This is a genomic window from Azospira inquinata, assembly GCF_018905915.1.
GTDB lineage: Bacteria > Pseudomonadota > Gammaproteobacteria > Burkholderiales > Rhodocyclaceae > Azospira > Azospira inquinata.
The window spans coordinates 1,156,709-1,176,611 of the sequence record NZ_CP064782.1; the positions used below are offsets into that span (position 1 = coordinate 1,156,709).

General features: G+C 58.3%; 21 protein-coding genes. All 21 read right to left on the bottom strand.

Translation table 11 applies throughout. The annotated features are described in order from the left end of the window. Nucleotides 1–12 precede the first annotated feature (12 nt). The 21 genes from rpsN to rpoB all read right to left on the bottom strand — a co-directional run bounded on the left by rpsN (nucleotide 13) and on the right by rpoB (nucleotide 19,900). Nucleotides 13–318 carry a 30S ribosomal protein S14 gene (rpsN, locus tag Azoinq_RS05240; RefSeq protein ID WP_216131453.1) on the bottom strand — a complete coding sequence of 102 codons (306 nt, stop codon included), beginning with the start codon at nucleotides 316–318 and terminating at the stop codon, nucleotides 13–15. Nucleotides 319–325: 7 nt separating this feature from the next. Further along, on the bottom strand, nucleotides 326–865 hold the full coding sequence (gene rplE, locus Azoinq_RS05245) for a 50S ribosomal protein L5 (RefSeq protein WP_216131450.1): 540 nt from the start codon (nucleotides 863–865) through the stop codon (nucleotides 326–328). 6 nt (nucleotides 866–871) lie between these two features. Then, the gene (rplX, locus tag Azoinq_RS05250) at nucleotides 872–1,189 is read right to left on the bottom strand and encodes a 50S ribosomal protein L24 (protein ID WP_216131447.1); all 318 of its coding nucleotides are present in this window, start codon (nucleotides 1,187–1,189) and stop codon (nucleotides 872–874) included. A 9-nt stretch (nucleotides 1,190–1,198) separates the two neighbouring features. Then, nucleotides 1,199–1,567 (bottom strand): 50S ribosomal protein L14, encoded by a 369-nt coding sequence (gene rplN / locus Azoinq_RS05255; RefSeq protein ID WP_216131446.1) that lies wholly within the window; start codon nucleotides 1,565–1,567, stop codon nucleotides 1,199–1,201. Nucleotides 1,568–1,710: 143 nt separating this feature from the next. Beyond that, a complete protein-coding gene (rpsQ, locus tag Azoinq_RS05260; protein ID WP_216131443.1) occupies nucleotides 1,711–1,977 on the bottom strand; it encodes a 30S ribosomal protein S17 in 267 nt (88 codons plus the stop codon). Continuing rightward, a complete protein-coding gene (rpmC, locus tag Azoinq_RS05265) occupies nucleotides 1,974–2,168 on the bottom strand; it encodes a 50S ribosomal protein L29 (protein WP_216131440.1) in 195 nt (64 codons plus the stop codon). The genes rpsQ and rpmC overlap by 4 nt, the downstream gene beginning before the upstream one ends. A 2-nt stretch (nucleotides 2,169–2,170) precedes the next feature. Beyond that, a complete protein-coding gene (gene rplP / locus Azoinq_RS05270) occupies nucleotides 2,171–2,584 on the bottom strand; it encodes a 50S ribosomal protein L16 (RefSeq protein WP_216131437.1) in 414 nt (137 codons plus the stop codon). Further along, complete coding sequence (gene rpsC / locus Azoinq_RS05275) at nucleotides 2,571–3,338, bottom strand: 30S ribosomal protein S3 (protein WP_216131434.1); 768 nt, start codon at nucleotides 3,336–3,338, stop codon at nucleotides 2,571–2,573. Before rpsC ends, rplP begins: the two co-directional genes overlap by 14 nt. 9 nt (nucleotides 3,339–3,347) lie before the next feature. After that, complete coding sequence (rplV, locus tag Azoinq_RS05280; protein ID WP_216131430.1) at nucleotides 3,348–3,677, bottom strand: 50S ribosomal protein L22; 330 nt, start codon at nucleotides 3,675–3,677, stop codon at nucleotides 3,348–3,350. Between the two features lie 10 nt (nucleotides 3,678–3,687). Continuing rightward, on the bottom strand, nucleotides 3,688–3,963 hold the full coding sequence (rpsS, locus tag Azoinq_RS05285; RefSeq protein ID WP_216131427.1) for a 30S ribosomal protein S19: 276 nt from the start codon (nucleotides 3,961–3,963) through the stop codon (nucleotides 3,688–3,690). A gap of 10 nt (nucleotides 3,964–3,973) precedes the next feature. Continuing rightward, on the bottom strand, nucleotides 3,974–4,801 hold the full coding sequence (gene rplB / locus Azoinq_RS05290) for a 50S ribosomal protein L2 (protein ID WP_216131424.1): 828 nt from the start codon (nucleotides 4,799–4,801) through the stop codon (nucleotides 3,974–3,976). 6 nt (nucleotides 4,802–4,807) lie between these two features. Further along, nucleotides 4,808–5,104 (bottom strand): 50S ribosomal protein L23, encoded by a 297-nt coding sequence (gene rplW / locus Azoinq_RS05295; RefSeq protein WP_216131421.1) that lies wholly within the window; start codon nucleotides 5,102–5,104, stop codon nucleotides 4,808–4,810. Then, on the bottom strand, nucleotides 5,101–5,721 hold the full coding sequence (gene rplD, locus Azoinq_RS05300; RefSeq protein ID WP_216131418.1) for a 50S ribosomal protein L4: 621 nt from the start codon (nucleotides 5,719–5,721) through the stop codon (nucleotides 5,101–5,103). The genes rplW and rplD overlap by 4 nt, the downstream gene beginning before the upstream one ends. Nucleotides 5,722–5,730: 9 nt before the next feature. Next, nucleotides 5,731–6,372, bottom strand: coding sequence for a 50S ribosomal protein L3 (gene rplC, locus Azoinq_RS05305; RefSeq protein ID WP_216131415.1), 642 nt, complete (start codon nucleotides 6,370–6,372; stop codon nucleotides 5,731–5,733). A 106-nt stretch (nucleotides 6,373–6,478) separates the two neighbouring features. Continuing rightward, nucleotides 6,479–6,790, bottom strand: a complete 312-nt coding sequence (gene rpsJ / locus Azoinq_RS05310) for a 30S ribosomal protein S10 (RefSeq protein WP_216131411.1) — start codon at nucleotides 6,788–6,790, stop codon at nucleotides 6,479–6,481. Between the two features lie 60 nt (nucleotides 6,791–6,850). Next, nucleotides 6,851–8,041, bottom strand: a complete 1,191-nt coding sequence (gene tuf, locus Azoinq_RS05315) for an elongation factor Tu (RefSeq protein ID WP_216131374.1) — start codon at nucleotides 8,039–8,041, stop codon at nucleotides 6,851–6,853. A gap of 22 nt (nucleotides 8,042–8,063) precedes the next feature. Continuing rightward, complete coding sequence (fusA, locus tag Azoinq_RS05320) at nucleotides 8,064–10,157, bottom strand: elongation factor G (RefSeq protein WP_216131407.1); 2,094 nt, start codon at nucleotides 10,155–10,157, stop codon at nucleotides 8,064–8,066. Nucleotides 10,158–10,196: 39 nt separating this feature from the next. Beyond that, nucleotides 10,197–10,667: a 30S ribosomal protein S7 gene (rpsG, locus tag Azoinq_RS05325; RefSeq protein ID WP_216131403.1), complete on the bottom strand. Its 471-nt coding sequence runs from the start codon at nucleotides 10,665–10,667 to the stop codon at nucleotides 10,197–10,199. A gap of 101 nt (nucleotides 10,668–10,768) precedes the next feature. Next, nucleotides 10,769–11,146, bottom strand: a complete 378-nt coding sequence (gene rpsL, locus Azoinq_RS05330) for a 30S ribosomal protein S12 (RefSeq protein WP_216131400.1) — start codon at nucleotides 11,144–11,146, stop codon at nucleotides 10,769–10,771. 167 nt (nucleotides 11,147–11,313) lie between these two features. Next, nucleotides 11,314–15,546, bottom strand: coding sequence for a DNA-directed RNA polymerase subunit beta' (gene rpoC, locus Azoinq_RS05335; protein WP_216131397.1), 4,233 nt, complete (start codon nucleotides 15,544–15,546; stop codon nucleotides 11,314–11,316). Nucleotides 15,547–15,616: 70 nt separating this feature from the next. Continuing rightward, the gene (gene rpoB, locus Azoinq_RS05340) at nucleotides 15,617–19,900 is read right to left on the bottom strand and encodes a DNA-directed RNA polymerase subunit beta (protein WP_216131394.1); all 4,284 of its coding nucleotides are present in this window, start codon (nucleotides 19,898–19,900) and stop codon (nucleotides 15,617–15,619) included. Between the last annotated feature and the right edge of the window lie 3 nt (nucleotides 19,901–19,903).

Genomic DNA, 19,903 nt, shown 5'->3' on the forward strand with positions numbered 1-19,903 from the left:
ATAACCTCCCGCTTACCAGCTAGCCTTGGTCAAACCGGGAATTTCTCCCCGGAAGGCAATTTCCCGGAGCTTGTTCCGGCACAAGCCAAACTTCCGGAACACGCCGCGAGGACGACCCGTTACTTGGCAACGATTACGCAGACGAGACGGGCTCGAGTTACGCGGCAGTTGTTGCAACTTCAGGCGAGCCTGGAACCGATCCGCATCGCTCAGCGCTTGGTCATCGATAACAGCCTGGAGCTCAGCCCGCTTTTTGGCGAACTTAGCCACAGTCTTACGACGTTTTTCATCCCGATTAATCAAAGACAGTTTTGCCATGATCGCCTCAGTTCTTGAACGGGAACTTGAAAGCAACAAGCAGGGCCCGAGCTTCTTCGTCCGTCTTAGCAGTAGTGGTGATGCTGATGTTCATCCCCCGCAGCGCATCGATCTTGTCGTACTCGATTTCCGGGAAAATGATCTGTTCTTTGACGCCCACGTTGTAGTTGCCGCGACCGTCGAAGCCCTTGCCAGAAATCCCACGGAAGTCGCGCACCCGGGGCAGAGCCACGGAAACCAGACGATCCAGGAATTCGAACATGCGGGGGCCACGCAGGGTCACCATGCAGCCGATGGGATAACCTTGACGAATCTTGAAACCAGCGATGGACTTGCGGGACTTGGTCACCACAGGCTTTTGCCCGGCGATTTTGACCATGTCGCCCACAGCGTTTTCCAGAACCTTTTTGTCCTGGACCGCTTCACCCACACCCATGTTCAGGGTGACCTTGGTGATGCGAGGCACTTCCATGATGGATTTGTAGCCGAACTGCTTGATCAGCCCGGGCACCACGGTTTCTTTGTAAAAATCAAACAAACGCGCCATGATTCCTTAAGCCTCCACGGTTTGACCGCTGGACTTGAAGACGCGCACTTTCTTGCCGTCTTCCAGCAGCTTAAAGCCAACCCGCTCCGCCTTACCGGTAGCAGGATTAACGAGGGCCACGTTGGAGATATGGATCGCCATATCCCTTTCAACGATACCGCCGGTCACGCCCTTCACAGGATTGGGGCGCACATGCTTTTTCACGCGGTTAACCCCTTCCACTACCAGATGGTCTTCATCCACCCGACGCAGAACGGTACCGCGCTTGCCTTTGTCTTTGCCTGCAATGACGATTACTTCGTCACCCTTGCGAATCTTTTCCATCTTCGCTCCTTACAGAACTTCAGGCGCAAGCGACACAATCTTCATGAACCGTTCGTTACGCAGTTCCCGCGTAACCGGCCCGAAGATCCGGGTGCCAATGGGTTCCAGCTTGGTGTTCAGCAGAACCGCCGCATTGTTATCGAACTTGATCAAAGAACCGTCAGCCCGACGCACACCCTTGGCGGTACGCACAACCACCGCGTTATAGACGTCGCCCTTCTTGACGCGCCCACGAGGAGCCGCATCCTTAACGGATACCTTGATAATGTCACCAACGCCGGCATAGCGACGCTTGGAGCCACCAAGGACCTTGATACACATCACTGAACGCGCGCCGGTATTGTCGGCCACATCCAGAATAGTCTGCATCTGAATCATTTTTCGCTCCAACTTTCCCGCACAAGTGCGGTTAGTCTTGGACCCCGTAGGGGGAGGATTAAAACGCGGGGGCCCGACGACGCGGGCCCCCGAAGAGGAGGCAGGATATTAACCAATACCCCGCCATAATGCAAGCACTATTTTTAGATGATCCGCGCTTTTTCCAGCAGCTTGGACACCTTCCAGGACTTGGTGCGGGAAAGAGGACGAATCTCCTCAATTTCCACCAGGTCGCCGGATTTGGCTTCGTTGCCCTCGTTATGGGCGTGATACTTCTTGGACGTGGTGATGATCTTGCCGTACATCGGATGCTTCACCCGACGCTCGATCAGGACCGTCACGGTCTTGTCCATTTTGTCGCTAACCACACGCCCGATGAGCGTGCGCTTGATGCTGGTAGCTTCAGTCATTGCTGCACCGCCTTTTCACCGAGAAGGGTACGCACCCGAGCGATATCCTTGCGCACCTTGCCCAGCTGGCTGGTGTTGGCCAGCTGTTGAGTCGCAGCTTGCATACGCAGGGAAAACTGGGCCTTCAACAGGTCGACAAGCTCTTGATTGAGCTCTTCGACGCTCTTTGCTCTGAGTTCTTTGGCTTTCATGATTACCCCAACTGACGGGTCACGAAGGTCGTCGTGAAAGGCAGCTTGGCGGCGGCAAGCGCAAAAGCTTCCCGAGCCAGGGCTTCATCCACACCGTCCATCTCGTAAAGGACCTTACCGGGTTGAATTTCGGCAACGTAGTATTCCGGATTGCCCTTACCGTTACCCATCCGAACTTCGGCGGGCTTTTTGGAAATGGGTTTGTCCGGGAACACACGGATCCAAATCCGGCCGCCACGCTTGATGTGACGGGTCATGGCACGCCGGGCGGCTTCAATTTGACGGGAGGTCAAACGGCCCCGCTCGGTCGCCTTCAGGCCGAATTCACCGAAGCTAACCTTGGCGCCACGGGTCGCCAGACCCGTGTTACGGCCTTTTTGCTCCTTACGATACTTTCTGCGGTTAGGCTGCAGCATCTTTGGTACCTGCCTTTCTTACTCGTTTCGCGGGAGCACCTTCGCCCTCGCCAGCCTTGGTGTTACGCCGAGGCTTACGAGCCGGCTCTTCTCCGGCGTTGTCGTTGGCGGCAACAGTGGACTCACCGCCCAGAGATTCGCCCTTGAACACCCATACCTTGATCCCAATCAGACCATAGGTAGTACGGGCTTCGGAGGTGGCGTAATCGATGTCGGCGCGCAGAGTGTGCAGAGGCACCCGGCCTTCCCGATACCATTCGGTCCGGGCAATTTCCGCACCGTTCAGCCGGCCGGAGCTCATGATCTTGATGCCCTGGGCACCCAAACGCATGGCGTTTTGCATGGCACGCTTCATGGCACGACGGAACATGATCCGCTTTTCCAGCTGTTGGGCGATGGAATCAGCAATCAGCTGGGCATCCAGCTCAGGCTTGCGGATTTCTTCGATGCTGACGTGAACCGGCACACCCATGATGCGTTGCAATTCGGTGCGCAGGCTGTCGATATCTTCACCCTTCTTGCCGATCACCACACCAGGGCGGGCGGAATAAACCGTCACCCGGGCGTTTTTGGCCGGCCGTTCGATCAGAACCCGACCCACGGAAGCGTGGGCCAGTTTCTTTTTCAGGTAATCCCGAACCTGGATGTCCTCACCCAGCATGGAGGAGAACGCTTGGCTACCGGCATACCAGCGGGAAGCCCAATTGCGGTTCACGCTCAGGCGAAAACCAGTCGGATTGATTTTTTGTCCCATTGCTGATCCTCAGTTCCCGACAGTCACAAAAATGTGACAGGTAGGCTTCAGGATGCGGTTGCCCCGCCCCTTGGCCCGAGCAGTGAAACGCTTCAGCGTCGTCCCTTGCTCCACGTGAATGATCTTCACCTTGAGTTCGTCGATGTCGGCACCGTCGTTATGTTCCGCATTAGCAATGGCGGACTCCAGTACCTTCTTGACGATCTTGGCGCCCTTTTGGGGGGCGAAGGTCAGAATATTCAACGCCTGACCCACTTGCTTTCCCCGGACCAGATCCGCCACCAAACGGCCTTTTTGGGCGGAGAGCCGGACGCCGCGCAAATTTGCACGAGTTTCCATATACGCTCCTTTACTTCTTCGCCTTTTTACCGGCGGTGTGACCCTTGAAGGTCCGAGTCAAAGAAAATTCACCGAGCTTGTGGCCAACCATGTTTTCGGTCACATAAACGGGGATGTGTTGCTTGCCGTTATGAACCGCAATGGTGAGGCCAACGAAATCGGGGAGAACCGTGGACCGGCGAGACCAGGTCTTGATGGGTCGCTTATCGTTGCTAGCGCGGGCAGCGTCCACCTTCTTGATCAGATGGGCATCGACAAACGGGCCCTTTTTTACAGAACGTCCCATGTTTTACCCCTTACCGTTTGTGACGACGCTGCACGATCATGGAGTTCGTGCGCTTGTTGCTACGAGTACGATAACCCTTGGTCTTGGTACCCCAGGGGCTGACCGGATTCATACCGGCAGCGGTACGACCTTCACCACCGCCGTGGGGGTGATCCACCGGGTTCATGGCCACACCACGAACGGTCGGGCGGATACCGCGCCAACGGTTGGCACCGGCTTTACCGATGGACCGCAGGGAATGTTCCTCGTTACCCACTTCACCGATGGTGGCACGGCATTCGACGTGCACCCGGCGAATTTCACCGGACCGCAGACGAAGCTGAGCGTAGGAGCCTTCCCGCGCCAGCAGCTGGACGGAGGTACCAGCGGCACGAGCCAGCTGGGCACCCTTACCAGGCAGCATTTCGATGCAGTGGATGGTGGTACCCACGGGGATGTTCCGGATCGGCAGGGCGTTGCCCATCTTGATCGGCGCTTCGGAACCGGAGATCACTTGCTGACCGACCACCGCACCCTTGGGGGCGATGATGTAGCGACGTTCGCCGTCGGCGTAGCAGAGCAGAGCCAGGTTGGCAGAGCGATTAGGATCGTATTCCAGGCGTTCGATTTTGGCCGGGATACCGTCCTTGTTGCGCTTGAAGTCCACAACCCGGTAGTGCTGCTTGTGGCCGCCGCCTTTATGGCGAGTGGTCACGTGGCCGTTGTTGTTACGGCCGGAGCCCCGGTTTTGCTTTTCCAACAGACCAGCAACGGGCTTACCTTTATGCAGGCCCGGGGTCACCACTTTCACGACCGCACGACGACCGGCGGACGTAGGCTTAACTTTGATCAGTGCCATAGCTTATTACTCCCCGGCCGCAAAGTTAATTTCTTGACCGGGCTTCAGGCTAACGAAAGCCTTCTTCCAGTCATTCCGGCGACCGATAAAGCGACCGAAGCGCTTTTGCTTGCCCTTGACGGTAGCGACCTGAACGGATTCCACCTGGACCTTGAAGAGCAGCTCGACCGCAGCCTTGATTTCAGGCTTGGTGGCGTCAGACGCAACCTTGAAGACGACCTGTTCGTTCTTGTCGGCAACGAAGGTAGCCTTTTCGGAGATTTGCGGTGCCAGCAACACCTGCAACAGACGTTCTTGGCTCATCCCAACACCTCCTCAAACTTGGCAACCGCACCCTTGGTCAGCAGGACCTTGGGGAAGCGCACCAGGGAAACCGGATCGGCCTCGGAGACTTCCAGCACCAGAACATTGGGAAGATTCCGGGAAGCCAGATAAACGTTCTCTTCCAGGGCATCCGTAATCACCAGCACGGAGTCGTAGCCCATGCCCTTCACCTTATTGGCGAACAGCTTGGTCTTCGGCGCTTCAACGGAGAGATTTTCCACCACAGCCAGGCGGTCTTCCCGGGCCAGCTGAGACAGAATGGCAGCCACACCAGCGCGATAAACCTTGCGGTTCAGCTTCTGGGTGAAGTTTTCTTCCGGAGAGTTCGGGAAAGTCCGACCACCTCCACGCCACAGGGGACTGGAAGACATACCGGAACGAGCACGCCCCGTCCCCTTTTGCCGCCAGGGCTTATGGGTGGTGTGCTTCACATCGGTACGATCTTTTTGCGCCCGATTGCCGCTACGGCCATTGGCTTGGTAGGCGACGATCACCTGATGCACCAGGGCTTCGGAGTATTCACGCCCGAAAAGCGCATCGGATGCTTGCAAGCGGCTAGCTTCTTGCCCTTGCTCGTTGATAACCTTGAGTTCCATCACGCCCCCTTACTTGGCCTTAACCGCCGGACGCACGATAACGTCAGCGCCCTTGGAACCGGGAACACCACCCCGAACCAACAGCAACTGCCGTTCAACGTCCACGCGAACCACTTCCAGGCTTTGCACCGTGCGTTTTACAGCACCCAGATGCCCAGCCATACGCTTGCCGGGGAAAACCCGACCCGGATCCTGGGCCATACCGATGGAGCCCGGAGCGTTGTGGGAGAGGGAGTTACCGTGGCTAGCACGGTTGGAACTGAAATTGTGACGGGTAATGGCGCCAGCGAACCCCTTACCTTGGGAGGTAGCGGTCACATCCACCTTTTGCCCGACAGCGAAGATTTCGGCAGAAATCTTGTCGCCAGCCTTCAGCCCGGACAAATCCTCGGCGGAAACCGGGAATTCCTTCTGCACGGAACCAGCTTCCACACCAGCCTTAGCAGCATGGCCAGCGAGAGCTTTGTTCACGCGAGAGGGGCGACGAGCACCGAAGGTCACCTGGACGGCGGAATAGCCGTCGGTTTCCGGCGTCTTAACCTGGGAGACGCGATTGTTCGACACATCCAACACGGTTACCGGGATCGCAACACCTTCCTCGGTAAACACGCGAGTCATGCCGACCTTGCGCCCAACAAGGCCTAGAGTCATGGTTATTCTCCTCTTTGCAGGCTACGATTGGCCTGCAAGAACGTCAAATGGGCAGTGCTGACGCACTGCCCGCCAAAGAGCGCGGATTATACGCGCAAGCTACTGATTATTGCAACTTAATTTCTACATCCACGCCAGCCGGCAGATCCAGCTTCATCAGAGCGTCCACCGTCTTGTCGGTGGGATCGATGATATCCATCAAGCGCAGATGGGTACGAATTTCGAACTGATCCCGGGAAGCCTTGTTAACGTGCGGGGAACGCAGCACGTCGTAACGCTGAATCCGGGTAGGCAGAGGAACTGGGCCGCGAACAACAGCGCCGGTGCGCTTGGCGGTTTCCACGATTTCCAGAGCAGACTGATCGATCAGACGATAGTCAAAAGCTTTGAGACGGATACGGATTTTTTGATTTGCCATGGTTGGTTTCCAAAAAGAACAACGGGGCGGAAACCACTCCGCCCCGACAATCAGAAAAAATTACTCGATGATTTTCGCAACAACACCGGCGCCGACGGTCCGGCCACCTTCGCGGATAGCGAAGCGCAGACCTTCTTCCATGGCGATCGGGCAGATCAGCTTCACGGTCATGGCGATGTTGTCGCCAGGCATGACCATTTCAGTACCGGCCGGCAGTTCGATGGTACCGGTCACGTCCGTGGTCCGGAAGTAGAACTGGGGACGGTAGCCGTTGAAGAACGGGGTGTGACGACCACCTTCGTCCTTGGACAACACGTACACTTCGGCGCTGAAGTGGGTGTGGGGGTTGATGGAGCCGGGTTTGGCCAGCACTTGACCCCGTTCCACTTCTTCACGCTTGGTACCACGCAGCAGCACGCCCACGTTGTCGCCCGCTTGACCTTGGTCCAGCAGCTTGCGGAACATTTCCACGCCGGTGCAGGTGGTCTTGACGGTGGGCTTGATGCCGACGATTTCGATTTCTTCGCCGACCTTCACCACGCCCCGTTCCACACGACCGGTCACCACGGTGCCGCGGCCGGAGATGGAGAATACGTCTTCGATGGGCAGCAGGAAGGGTTGATCCACAGCCCGTTCCGGGGTGGGGATGTAGGAATCCAGAGCAGCGGCCAGTTGGAAGATGGAGGGCTCACCGATTTCGGATTGGTCGCCTTCCAGGGCCTTCAGAGCGGAACCCTTGATGATGGGGATGTCGTCGCCCGGGAAGTCGTACTTGGACAGCAGTTCCCGAACTTCCATTTCCACCAGTTCCAGCAGTTCGGCGTCGTCCACCATGTCGCACTTGTTCAGATAGACGATGATGTAGGGCACGCCCACCTGACGGGCCAGCAGGATGTGTTCCCGGGTTTGGGGCATGGGGCCGTCGGCCGCAGACACCACCAGGATGGCGCCGTCCATCTGGGCGGCACCGGTAATCATGTTCTTTACGTAGTCCGCGTGCCCCGGGCAATCCACGTGGGCGTAGTGGCGGGTTTCCGTTTCGTATTCCACGTGCGCCGTGTTGATCGTGATACCGCGAGCCTTTTCTTCCGGAGCAGCATCAATCTGGTCGTACGCACGGGCTTCGCCGCCCCACTTCCGGGCCAGAACCGTGGTAATCGCCGCCGTCAGCGTCGTCTTACCGTGGTCAACGTGCCCAATCGTACCCACGTTTACGTGCGGCTTCGTACGTTCAAATTTTTCTTTGGCCATTTTTCAGATCCTCAATACAAAGTTATTTCTTGTTGATGACGGCTTCCGCCACATTCTTGGGAGCTTCGGAGTAGTGCTTGAACTCCATGGAGTAGGTTGCGCGACCTTGGGTCAAAGAACGCAACTGGGTGGAGTAGCCGAACATCTCGGCCAGAGGCACTTCCGCCTTGATCGCCTTCATCCCGCCGGGGATGTCATCCATCCCTTGCACGATGCCACGACGACCGGACAGGTCACCCATCACGTTCCCCATGTACTCTTCCGGGGTTTCTACTTCCACCGCCATCATGGGTTCCAGCAGGGTGGGGCTCGCCTTACGCATCCCTTCCTTAAAGGCCATGGAGGCCGCCATACGGAAAGCGTTTTCGTTGGAGTCCACGTCGTGGTAGGAACCGTCAAACAGGGTGAACTTCACGTCCACCACCGGGAAGCCGGCCAGTACGCCGCTACCGATGGCATCTTGCAGCCCCTTGTCCACCGCCGGGATATATTCCCGAGGCACCACACCGCCCTTGATGGCATCCACGAATTCGTAGCCCTTGCCGGCTTCGTTGGGCTCGATCTTGAGCCAAACGTGACCGTACTGACCGCGACCACCAGACTGCTTGACGAACTTGCCTTCCTGTTCGACCGCTTTCTTGATGCATTCCCGGTAAGCCACCTGGGGAGCACCCACGTTGGCTTCCACGCCAAATTCCCGGCGCATCCGATCCACAATAATTTCCAAGTGGAGCTCGCCCATCCCGGAAATAATGGTTTGACCGGATTCTTCGTCAGTACGTACGCGGAAAGACGGATCTTCCTGAGCCAGACGATTCAGGGCGATACCCATCTTTTCCTGGTCAGCCTTGGTCTTGGGTTCCACGGCCACGTGAATCACGGGATCGGGGAATTCCATCCGTTCCAGGGTGATGATGGCATCCGGATCGCACAGGGTTTCGCCCGTGGTCACTTCCTTCAAGCCCACGAAAGCGGCGATGTCGCCAGCGCGCACTTCCTTGATTTCCACCCGGTTGTTGGCGTGCATCTGCAGCAGACGACCAATCCGTTCCTTACGACCGCGCACGGGGTTGTAAACCGTGTCACCGGAATTCACCACGCCGGAGTACACCCGAACGAAGGTCAGTTGACCTACGTAGGGGTCCGTCATCAGCTTGAAGGCCAGGGCGGAGAACTTCTCATCATCGGCAGCCTTACGTTCGGCTTCCTTGTCATCGTCGTCATGGCCCGTAACCGGGGGAATATCCACCGGGGACGGCAGGAGTTCGATAACCGCGTCCAGCATCTTCTGCACGCCCTTGTTCTTAAAGGCAGTACCGCAGAGCATGGGCTGGATTTCGCAAGCAATCGTCCGAGCGCGCAGACCCTTGATGATGTCAGCTTCGGGCAGATCGCCGCTTTCCAGGTACTGATTCATCAGCTCCTCGGAAGCTTCGGCGGCGGCTTCCAGCATTTGTTCACGCCAGGTTTGGGCCAACTCTTGCAGGTCAGCCGGGATATCCCGGTATTCGAACTTCATCCCTTGGGACGCTTCATCCCAATAGATGGCCTTCATCTTAATCAGGTCCACCACGCCTTCGAAGTTTTCTTCGGCACCGATGGGGATCACGGTAGGCACAGGATTGCCCTTCAAGCGGGTCTTCATTTGGTCATAGACCTTGAAGAAATCCGCACCTTGGCGGTCCATCTTGTTCACGAAGGCCAGACGGGGCACTTTGTACTTATTGGCCTGACGCCACACGGTTTCAGACTGGGGCTGAACGCCACCCACAGCACAGTACACCATGCAAGCACCATCCAGAACACGCATGGAACGTTCCACTTCAATAGTGAAGTCCACGTGCCCCGGGGTGTCGATGATGTTGATGCGGTGCTCGGGGAAAGACATATCCATGCCCTTCCAGAAGCAGGTGGTGGCAGCGGAGGTAATGGTAATACCCCGTTCCTGCTCCTGCTCCATCCAGTCCATGGTGGCCGCGCCATCGTGCACTTCGCCAATCTTGTGATTGACGCCAGTGTAGTAGAGGATGCGTTCCGTCGTGGTGGTCTTGCCGGCGTCGATGTGGGCGCTGATACCGATGTTACGGTACCGTTCAATAGGAGTTTTACGTGCCACGTTAGTAACCTTCGCAGAGGGAATTGCGTCGCAAGACGATTAGAAACGGTAGTGGGCGAAAGCCTTGTTGGCTTCGGCCATACGGTGAACTTCATCCCGTTTCTTCACGGCACCGCCGCGGTTTTCGGAGGCTTCCAGCATTTCGGCAGCCAGACGTTGGCCCATGGACTTTTCGGAACGCTTACGAGCAGCTTCCTTCAGCCAGCGCATGGCCAGAGCCATACGACGAGCGGGGCGCACTTCCACAGGCACCTGATAGTTGGCACCACCAACCCGGCGGGACTTCACTTCCACCAGGGGGCGTACATTGTTGATGGCAGCCGCGAAGACTTCCAGAGGATCCTTGCCACCCTTGGCGGAGATCAGATCGAAGGCACCGTAAACGATGCGTTCGGCAACAGACTTCTTGCCGCTTTGCATAACCGCATTAACGAACTTGGAGACATCCACGCTACCGAACTTAGGATCGGGCAGGATATCCCGTTTCGGGACTTCACGACGACGGGGCATAACAACCTCTCAATTGACGATTCAGTTGACCCCCGGACTCCCATAGCCCGGGGCTCTTGGCTACCCAGCAGAGCAGCCACTTACTAAAGCTACCTAATGGATTAGGCAGCCTTCGGGCGCTTGGCACCGTACTTGGACCGGGATTGCTTCCGGTCCTTGACGCCTTGCGTATCCAGAGAACCACGCACGGTGTGGTAACGCACACCCGGCAAGTCCTTAACCCGGCCGCCGCGAATCAGAACCACGGAGTGCTCCTGCAGATTGTGGCCTTCACCACCGATGTAGGAGATCACTTCAAAGCCGTTGGTCAGGCGCACCTTGCAGACCTTCCGCAGAGCGGAGTTCGGCTTTTTCGGAGTGGTGGTGTAGACCCGGGTGCAAACGCCCCGCTTTTGCGGGCACTTGTCCAGGGCCGGAACCTTGCTCTTCAGGGTTTCAGCGACGCGCGGCTTGCGCACGAGTTGGTTAATGGTCGGCATAGCTAATCCTCAAGACGGCGGCCAGCGCCGCCAGAAACTGATCCGGCGCGGTAGAACCGCGCCGAGTCAGGTTTTTTTATACAAGCATAGGCAATGGTTAGCCTATGCCGCGAAAAGACCCGAGATTTTAGAGGTTGACAACCCCTAAGTCAACGCCGGGTCAAAAGTCAAGCCGCGTCGTTTTGCCCGGTACCGTCGGCTTCCACCGGAGTCTCGGCGGGAGCTTCGGGAGCCACATCCCCTTCCAGACCACGGCTTGCAGCCATGTCCTGGCCGGCGGTTTGGAAACGACGCACATTGTGGTAAGCCAAGCCGGTACCAGCCGGGATCAGGCGACCCACGATGACGTTTTCCTTCAAGCCACGCAGTTCGTCCCGCTTGCCCATGATGGCGGCTTCGGTCAGCACTCGGGTGGTTTCTTGGAAGGACGCGGCAGAGATGAAGGAATCGGTGGACAAGGACGCCTTGGTGATCCCCAACAGCATGGGTTCGTACACCGCGGGAATCTTGCCTTCCGCTACCATCCGGTCGTTTTGGTCCAGCACTTCGGCCCGTTCCACCTGTTCACTCTTGATGAACTTGGTGTCGCCCGGATCCACGATGGTGCAACGACGCAGCATTTGCCGCACGATCACTTCAATGTGCTTGTCGTTGATCTTCACACCTTGGAGTCGGTACACGTCCTGGACTTCGTCGGTGATGTAACGGGCCAGAGCCTCCACACCCTGCAAGCGCAGGATGTCATGGGGATCGGGCTCACCGTCCACGATGGTTTCGCCCTTGGTCACCAACTGACCATCGTGGACCATCACGTGCTTGTCCTTGGGAATCAGGTATTCGTGGGTAGCGCCATCGCCGTCGGTAATCACCAAGCGTTGCTTGCCCTTGGTGTCCTTACCGAAGCTGACCGTCCCGGTGATTTCTGCCAGCATGCCCACATCCTTGGGGGTACGAGCTTCAAAGAGCTCGGCCACCCGGGGCAGACCGCCGGTAATATCCCGAGTCTTGGCAGATTCTTGCGGAATCTTGGCCAGGACGTCGCCCATGCCCACCCGCTGACCGTCCACCACGGTAATGATGCAGCCCACCTGGAAGGTGATGGTCACCGGATGTTCGGTCCCGGTGATCTTCACTTCCTCGCCGTTTTCGTCCAGCAGCTTGACCTGGGGACGCAGGCCCTTGGTCTGGGCCTTGCCGCCCCGCTTGGGATCGATGACCACCAGGGTGGACAAGCCGGTCACGTCATCCAGCTGCTTGGCCACCGTACTGCCCTCTTCCACATTTTCGAAACGCACCTGACCGGCGTATTCCGTAATGATGGGACGGGTGTGGGGATCCCAGGTCGCCAGCTTGGTGCCGGCCTTGGTCACCTGACCGTCATTGACCGTCAGGGTGGCGCCGTAGGGGACTTTATGGCGTTCCCGCTCCCGGCCGTTGTCGTCCGTCACCAACACTTCCCCGGACCGGGTAATGACGATTTTCTCGCCCTTTTCGTTGGTCACGTAGCGCATGGCTTCGGTGAAGCGGATCACGCCGTTGGACTTGGTTTCCACCTGGGAAGCGGCCGCCGCCCGGGAGGCCGCGCCCCCCACGTGGAAGGTCCGCATGGTCAGCTGGGTACCCGGTTCGCCGATGGACTGGGCAGCAATAACCCCCACCGCCTCGCCCACATTTACGGGGGAGCCCCGGCCCAGATCTCGACCGTAACACTTGGCGCAGAGACCATAGCGGGTATCGCAGGTCAGCGGCGTACGCACCTTGACCTCATCCACGCCCCGTTCATCGATCAGGGTGCAGATGTTTTCATCCAGCAGGGTTCCGGCTTCCACCAGGGTGGCACCGGTTTCCGGATCCACGATATCCACGGCGGCAACCCGGCCCAACACCCGGTCACGCAGGGCTTCGATCACTTCCCCGCCTTCGATCATGGCCTTCATGGTCACGCCGTTGGTGGTACCGCAATCGTCTTCCACCACCACCAGATCCTGGGTCACATCCACCAGACGCCGGGTCAGGTAACCGGAGTTAGCGGTCTTCAAAGCCGTATCGGCCAGACCTTTCCGGGCACCGTGGGTGGAGATGAAGTACTGAAGCACGTTCAGCCCTTCACGGAAGTTGGTGGTAATCGGGGTTTCAATAATGGAACCGTCCGGCTTCGCCATCAGGCCCCGCATACCGGCCAACTGACGAATCTGAGCCGCGGAACCCCGGGCCCCGGAGTCGGCCATCATGTAGATGGAATTGAAGGATTCCTGTTTGACGGTCTTGCCGTGCCGGTCCACCGTTTCTTCCTGGCCCAGCTGTTCCATCATGACCTTGGCCACCGCATCCCCGGCCCGGCCCCAGATATCCACCACCTTGTTGTAGCGTTCGCCGAAGGTCACCAGACCGTTGGTGTACTGGGTCTCGATGTCCTTCACTTCCTTTTCGGCATCGGCAATGATCTGGTACTTCTTGGCCGGCACCTTCATGTCGTCGGAGCAGAAGGAAATACCGGCCTTGGTGGCCAGGGCGTAGCCGTTCTGCATCAACTTGTCGGCGAAGATCACGGTTTCCTTCAAGCCGCAGCGGCGGAAGGCCGTATTGATCAGCTTGGCGATTTCCTTTTTCTTCAGGGGCCGGTCAATGACGGAGAACGGCAGGCCCTTGGGCAGGATTTCGGAAAGGATGGCGCGACCGCAGGTGGTGTTGTAACGGGTGATCTTTTCCACCCATTCACCGCTTTCGCCCTTCACATATTCCTTCAGGCGCACGGACACCTTGGCGTGAAGGTGGGCTTTACCCGTATTCACGGCCCGCAGCACTTCGCTCACATTGGCGAAGTTCATGCCTTCCCCTGGGGCGTTGATCCGGTCCCGGGTGGCGTAGTAGAGGCCCAGCACGATATCCTGGGACGGCACAATGATGGGGTCCCCGTTGGCGGGAGACAGCACATTGTTGGAAGCCATCATCAGGGTGCGGGCTTCCATCTGAGCTTCCAGGGACAGGGGCACGTGCACAGCCATCTGGTCACCGTCAAAGTCGGCGTTAAAGGCCGCGCAGACCAGGGGGTGCAGCTGAATGGCCTTGCCTTCGATCAGCACCGGTTCAAAGGCCTGAATCCCCAGACGGTGAAGGGTAGGCGCCCGGTTCAGCATCACCGGGTGTTCCCGAATGACCCCTTCCAGGATGTCCCACACCACCGGCTCTTGGGACTCCACCATTTTCTTGGCTTGCTTGATGGTGGTGGCCAGGCCCATGACTTCCAGCTTGTGGAAAATGAAGGGCTTGAACAGTTCCAGGGCCATCAGCTTGGGCAGACCGCACTGGTGCAGCTTGAGCTGGGGACCCACGGTAATCACGGAACGACCGGAGTAATCCACCCGCTTACCCAGCAGATTTTGCCGGAAGCGACCGCCCTTACCCTTGATCATGTCGGCCAGGGATTTCAGGGGGCGCTTGTTGGCGCCGGTCATGGCCTTACCGCGACGGCCATTGTCCAGCAGGGAATCCACGGCTTCCTGCAACATGCGCTTTTCGTTACGCACGATGATTTCAGGGGCCTTCAGTTCCAACAGGCGCTTCAGCCGGTTATTCCGGTTGATGACCCGACGGTACAGGTCATTCAGATCGGAAGTAGCAAAGCGGCCGCCGTCCAGGGGCACCAGGGGGCGCAGATCGGGGGGCAGCACCGGGAGCACTTCCAGGATCATCCAGTCCGGCTTGATGCCGGACTTCTGGAAGCCTTCCAGCACCTTGAGGCGCTTGGCGATTTTCTTGTTCTTGGTTTCGGACCCGGTGGTTTCCAGCTCCCCATGGAGCCGTTCCACTTCGTGATCCAGTTCCAGGTTGCGCAGCAATTCCCGAACGGCCTCGGCGCCCATCATGGCGACAAAATCGTCACCGTACTCTTCCACCTTGGCCAGGTAGTCGTCTTCCGTCAGCAACTGGCCCCGGTTGAGGGGGGTCATGCCCGGTTCGATCACCACATAGGCTTCGAAATAGAGCACCCGCTCAATATCCCGCAGGGTCATGTCCAGCACCATGCCGAGCCGGCTGGGCAGACTCTTCAGGAACCAGATGTGGGCAACGGGGGAGGCCAACTCAATGTGGCCCATCCGTTCCCGACGCACCTTGGCCAGGGTGACTTCCACCCCGCACTTTTCGCAGATAACACCCCGGTGCTTCAGGCGCTTGTACTTGCCGCACAGGCACTCGTAGTCCTTGATCGGCCCGAAAATCTTGGCGCAGAACAAACCGTCCCGTTCCGGCTTGAAAGTCCGATAGTTGATGGTTTCCGGCTTTTTGACTTCGCCGTAGGACCAGGAGCGGATTTTCTCAGGAGACGCGAGACTGATGGTGATCGCGTCGAATTCCTCTTCCTGGGTCACCTGTTTAAACAGGTCGAGCAGTGCTTTCATCGTTCACTCCAAACGGAATGTGAATAGTGCAGACAAATTATTACGTATTGCGTGACGGCTACGGTCGGCTTTAGAAGCGATCCAGGTCGATATCGATCCCCAGAGAACGGATTTCCTTGACCAGCACGTTGAAGGACTCGGGCATGCCCGCGTCGATCTTGTGTTCGCCCTTGACGATGTTTTCGTACACCTTGGTACGGCCATTCACGTCATCGGACTTCACAGTCAGCATTTCCTGCAGCACGTAGGAGGCGCCGTAGGCTTCCAGGGCCCACACTTCCATTTCCCCGAACCGCTGACCACCGAACTGGGCCTTACCGCCCAGAGGCTGCTGGGTCACCAGACTGTAGGGGCCAGTGGAACGGGCGTGCATCTTGTCGTCCACCAAGTGGTGCAGCTTCAGGTAGTGCATGTAGCCCACGGTCACCGTGCGGTCAAACGGGTCGCCGGTACGGCCGTCGTACAGCTGCACCTGACCGGAGTCCGGCAGACCCGCCATTTCCAGCATGGCCTTGATTTCCTCTTCTTCCGCCCCGTCGAACACCGGAGTGGCGAAAGGCACGCCTTCCTTGAGGTTTTCCGCCATGTTCATGATTTCCTGGTCGTTCAGCTCGTCCAGGTTTTCCTTCTTGCCCCGGGTGTTGTAGATCTTGTCCAGGAAGCTACGGATTTCCGCCACGTTGGCCTGCTTTTGCAGCTTTTCGGCAATCTGCTTGCCCAGACCCTTGGCGGCCCACCCCAGGTGGACTTCCAGAATCTGACCAACGTTCATCCGGGACGGCACCCCCAGGGGGTTCAGCACGATGTCCACCGGCGTACCGTCAGCCATGTAAGGCATGTCTTCCACCGGAACGATGCGGGAAACCACACCCTTGTTCCCGTGACGACCGGCCATCTTGTCCCCGGGCTGGAGGCGGCGCTTCACGGCCACGTAGACCTTGACCATCTTCTGGACCCCCGGCGGCAATTCGTCGCCTTGGGTCAGCTTTTTGCGCTTTTCTTCAAAGGCAATGTCGAAGTCTTTCCGGGTTTGTTCCAGGGAAGCCTTCAGCTGTTCCAACTGCTGGGCCACTTCTTCGTCCGCCATGCGGATGTCGAAGCGGGTGTGGGGATCAATGCTTTCCAGGTAATCCTCGGTAATCACCGTGCCCTTGGCCAAACGCTTCGGGCCGCCATTGGCCACCTTGCCGACGATCAAACGGCCGACCCGGGCGAAGGTATCCCGTTCCACAATCCGCATCTGGTCGGCCAGATCCAGCTTGTAGGAACGCAGCTGTTCGTCAATGATGGACTGGGCCCGCTTATCCCGCTCGATACCTTCCCGGGTAAAGACCTGAACGTCGATCACCGTCCCGGCGATACCGGAGGGTACCCGCAGGGAGGTGTCTTTTACGTCGGAGGCCTTTTCACCGAAGATGGCGCGCAGCAGCTTTTCTTCCGGGGTCAGCTGGGTTTCGCCCTTGGGGGTCACCTTACCGACCAGTACGTCACCGGCTTCCACTTCGGCGCCGATGTACACAATGCCGGATTCATCTAGGCGGGAGAGCTGCACTTCGCCCAGGGAAGCGATATCCCGGGTGATTTCTTCAGGTCCCAGCTTGGTGTCCCGAGCCACCACGGTGAGTTCTTCCACGTGGATGGAGGTGTAACGGTCGTCAGCCACCACCTTTTCGGACAGCAAAATGGAGTCTTCGTAGTTGTAGCCGTTCCAGGGCATAAAGGCGATGAGCATGTTCTGCCCCAGGGCCAATTCCCCCTTGTCGGTAGAAGCACCGTCAGCCACCACGTCGCCCTTGGCGATAATATCGCCCACCCGGACTTGGGGCCGCTGGTTGATGTTGGTGTTCTGATTGGAACGGGTGTACTTGGTCAGGTTGTAGATATCCACGCCGACTTCACCGGGAACGGTTTCATCGTCATTCACCCGCACCACGACGCGGGAGGCGTCCACGTAGTCCACCAGACCGCCCCGGAGGGCTTGCACGGCGGTACCCGAGTCAACGGCCACGGTACGTTCAATACCCGTGCCCACCAGGGGCTTTTCCGGACGCAGGCAAGGCACGGCCTGACGTTGCATGTTGGCACCCATCAAAGCCCGGTTGGCGTCATCGTGCTCCAGGAAGGGAATCAGGGAAGCCGCCACGGAAACGATCTGACCCGGAGCCACGTCCATGTACTGCACCCGGCTGGGTTCGGCCAGAATGGTTTCGCCCTTTTCCCGGCAAATCACCAGTTCGTCGGTGAGCTTACCTGCGTCGTCCAGGCCAGCGTTGGCCTGGGCGATCACGTAATTGCCTTCTTCAATGGCGGACAGGTATTCGATCTGGTCCGTCACCTCGCAATCCACCACCTTGCGGTAGGGGGTTTCCAGGAAACCGTATTCGTTGGTCCGGGCGTAGAGGGCCAGGGAGTTGATCAGACCGATGTTCGGGCCTTCAGGGGTTTCAATTGGGCAAACACGACCGTAGTGGGTCGGATGCACGTCGCGGACTTCGAAGCCGGCGCGCTCCCGGGTCAGGCCGCCCGGGCCCAAAGCGGAAACCCGACGTTTGTGGGTAATTTCGGACAGGGGGTTGGTCTGGTCCATGAACTGGGACAGCTGGCTGGACCCGAAGAACTCCTTGATCGCGGCGGAGATGGGCTTGGCGTTGATCAGGTCATGGGGCATCAGGTTGTCGGATTCGGCCTGGGACAGACGTTCCTTGACCGCCCGCTCCACCCGGACCAGACCGGCGCGGAATTGGTTTTCCGCCAGTTCGCCGACGCAACGGACCCGACGATTGCCCAAGTGGTCGATATCGTCGATTTCACCCCGACCATTGCGCAGTTCCACCAGGATCTTGATGGCTTCCACGATATCCCGGGGAGACAGGGTCATCTGATCCTTGACGTCCACATGGGCGCCAGCAGCCTTCAGCTTGGCAGCCAGGGCATCGGCAGCTTCCCGGGTCATGTTTTCACAGGCAGCCCGGTGGCCGTATTGCAATTCACTCAGCAGTCCCTGGGCGGCGGCAGCGGTCAGGCCGACTTCATCCACCAGCACCTTGACGATGGCTTCGTTCTTGTTGGGAGCGGAGGTGATCATCACCTTGCTCTCCACCACATCGGCACGACCCACCCGGCGGTTGAACTTCATCCGGCCAACGGCGGAGAGGTCATAGCGCTCGTCGGAGTAGAACAGGCCTTGGAAGAGGATTTCCACCGCTTCTTCCGTGGGGGGTTCGCCGGGGCGCATCATGCGATAGATGGCCACCCGAGCCGCCTGACGGGAGGCGGTGTCGTCCAGACGCAGGGTGTTGGAAATGAAGGAACCCCGATCCAGATCATTGGTATACAACGTCTGGATGTCTTCCACACCGGCTTCCCGCAGCTTGGCCAGCAGGGATTCGGTAATTTCATCGTTGGCGTTCGCCAGCACTTCACCGCTGTCTTGGTCAATGATGTTCTTGGCCAGCACCCGACCGAGCAGGAAGTCGTCGGGCACGGCGATTTGGCGTACCTGGGCCGCATCCAGTTCCCGAATGTGCTTGGCAGTAATGCGCTTGTCCTTGGGGACAATGACCTTGCCGGCTTTGTCGGTAAAGTCGAAGCGGGCGATTTCGCCCCGCAGCCGTTCCGGCACCAGGGTGAAATCCACCCCGTTCTTGAGAATCTTGAAGGTGTCGAATTCGAAGAACTCAGACAGGATTTGCTCGTGGTTCAGACCAATGGCCTTGAGCAGAGTCGTGACCGGCATCTTGCGGCGACGGTCAACCCGGAAGAACAGGGTGTCCTTGGGATCGAATTCGAAGTCCAGCCAGGACCCCCGGTAGGGGATCACCCGGGCGGAGAAGAGCAGCTTGCCGGAGGAGTGGGTCTTACCCCGGTCATGCTCGAAGAAGACGCCGGGAGACCGGTGCAACTGGGAGACGATAACCCGTTCCGTACCGTTGATGACGAAGGAACCGGTGGTAGTCATGAGCGGAATTTCGCCCATGTACACTTCCTGCTCCTTCACTTCCTTGATGGTATCCGGGGATTCCCGGTCCATGATCACCAGCCGCACCTTGGCCCGCAGGGCGGAAGCCAGGGTCAGGCCCCGCTGTTGGCATTCCTTCACATCAAAGGTGGGTTCGGCCAGCTGGTAGCTGACGAATTCCAGCCGGGCGTTTCCGGAATGGGAAACGATGGGGAAGATGGAAGAAAAAGCAGCTTGCAGCCCATGGTTCTTGCGCTGGGCAGTGGGAATATCGGCCTGAAGGAAGCTGGTATAGGATTCGAGCTGGGTCGCCAGCAGGAAAGGCACGTCGAGGACGCTCGCACGCTTGGCGAAACTCTTGCGGATGCGTTTTTTCTCGGTGTAGGAGTAGGTCATGGT

Coding starts and splice junctions, on each gene's coding strand:
- rpsG (WP_216131403.1), bottom strand. CDS start 10,667: ATGCCCCGTCGTCGTGAAGTCCCGAAACGGGATATCCTGCCCGATCCT.
- rpsL (WP_216131400.1), bottom strand. CDS start 11,146: ATGCCGACCATTAACCAACTCGTGCGCAAGCCGCGCGTCGCTGAAACC.
- rplV (WP_216131430.1), bottom strand. CDS start 3,677: ATGGAAACTCGTGCAAATTTGCGCGGCGTCCGGCTCTCCGCCCAAAAA.
- rplW (WP_216131421.1), bottom strand. CDS start 5,104: ATGAGCCAAGAACGTCTGTTGCAGGTGTTGCTGGCACCGCAAATCTCC.
- rplD (WP_216131418.1), bottom strand. CDS start 5,721: ATGGAACTCAAGGTTATCAACGAGCAAGGGCAAGAAGCTAGCCGCTTG.
- rplC (WP_216131415.1), bottom strand. CDS start 6,372: ATGACTCTAGGCCTTGTTGGGCGCAAGGTCGGCATGACTCGCGTGTTT.
- rpsJ (WP_216131411.1), bottom strand. CDS start 6,790: ATGGCAAATCAAAAAATCCGTATCCGTCTCAAAGCTTTTGACTATCGT.
- rpoC (WP_216131397.1), bottom strand. CDS start 15,546: ATGAAAGCACTGCTCGACCTGTTTAAACAGGTGACCCAGGAAGAGGAA.
- rpsN (WP_216131453.1), bottom strand. CDS start 318: ATGGCAAAACTGTCTTTGATTAATCGGGATGAAAAACGTCGTAAGACT.
- rplE (WP_216131450.1), bottom strand. CDS start 865: ATGGCGCGTTTGTTTGATTTTTACAAAGAAACCGTGGTGCCCGGGCTG.
- rpsQ (WP_216131443.1), bottom strand. CDS start 1,977: ATGACTGAAGCTACCAGCATCAAGCGCACGCTCATCGGGCGTGTGGTT.
- rplN (WP_216131446.1), bottom strand. CDS start 1,567: ATGATTCAGATGCAGACTATTCTGGATGTGGCCGACAATACCGGCGCG.
- rplP (WP_216131437.1), bottom strand. CDS start 2,584: ATGCTGCAGCCTAACCGCAGAAAGTATCGTAAGGAGCAAAAAGGCCGT.
- rplX (WP_216131447.1), bottom strand. CDS start 1,189: ATGGAAAAGATTCGCAAGGGTGACGAAGTAATCGTCATTGCAGGCAAA.
- rplB (WP_216131424.1), bottom strand. CDS start 4,801: ATGGCACTGATCAAAGTTAAGCCTACGTCCGCCGGTCGTCGTGCGGTC.
- rpsS (WP_216131427.1), bottom strand. CDS start 3,963: ATGGGACGTTCTGTAAAAAAGGGCCCGTTTGTCGATGCCCATCTGATC.
- tuf (WP_216131374.1), bottom strand. CDS start 8,041: ATGGCCAAAGAAAAATTTGAACGTACGAAGCCGCACGTAAACGTGGGT.
- rpsC (WP_216131434.1), bottom strand. CDS start 3,338: ATGGGACAAAAAATCAATCCGACTGGTTTTCGCCTGAGCGTGAACCGC.
- rpoB (WP_216131394.1), bottom strand. CDS start 19,900: ATGACCTACTCCTACACCGAGAAAAAACGCATCCGCAAGAGTTTCGCC.
- rpmC (WP_216131440.1), bottom strand. CDS start 2,168: ATGAAAGCCAAAGAACTCAGAGCAAAGAGCGTCGAAGAGCTCAATCAA.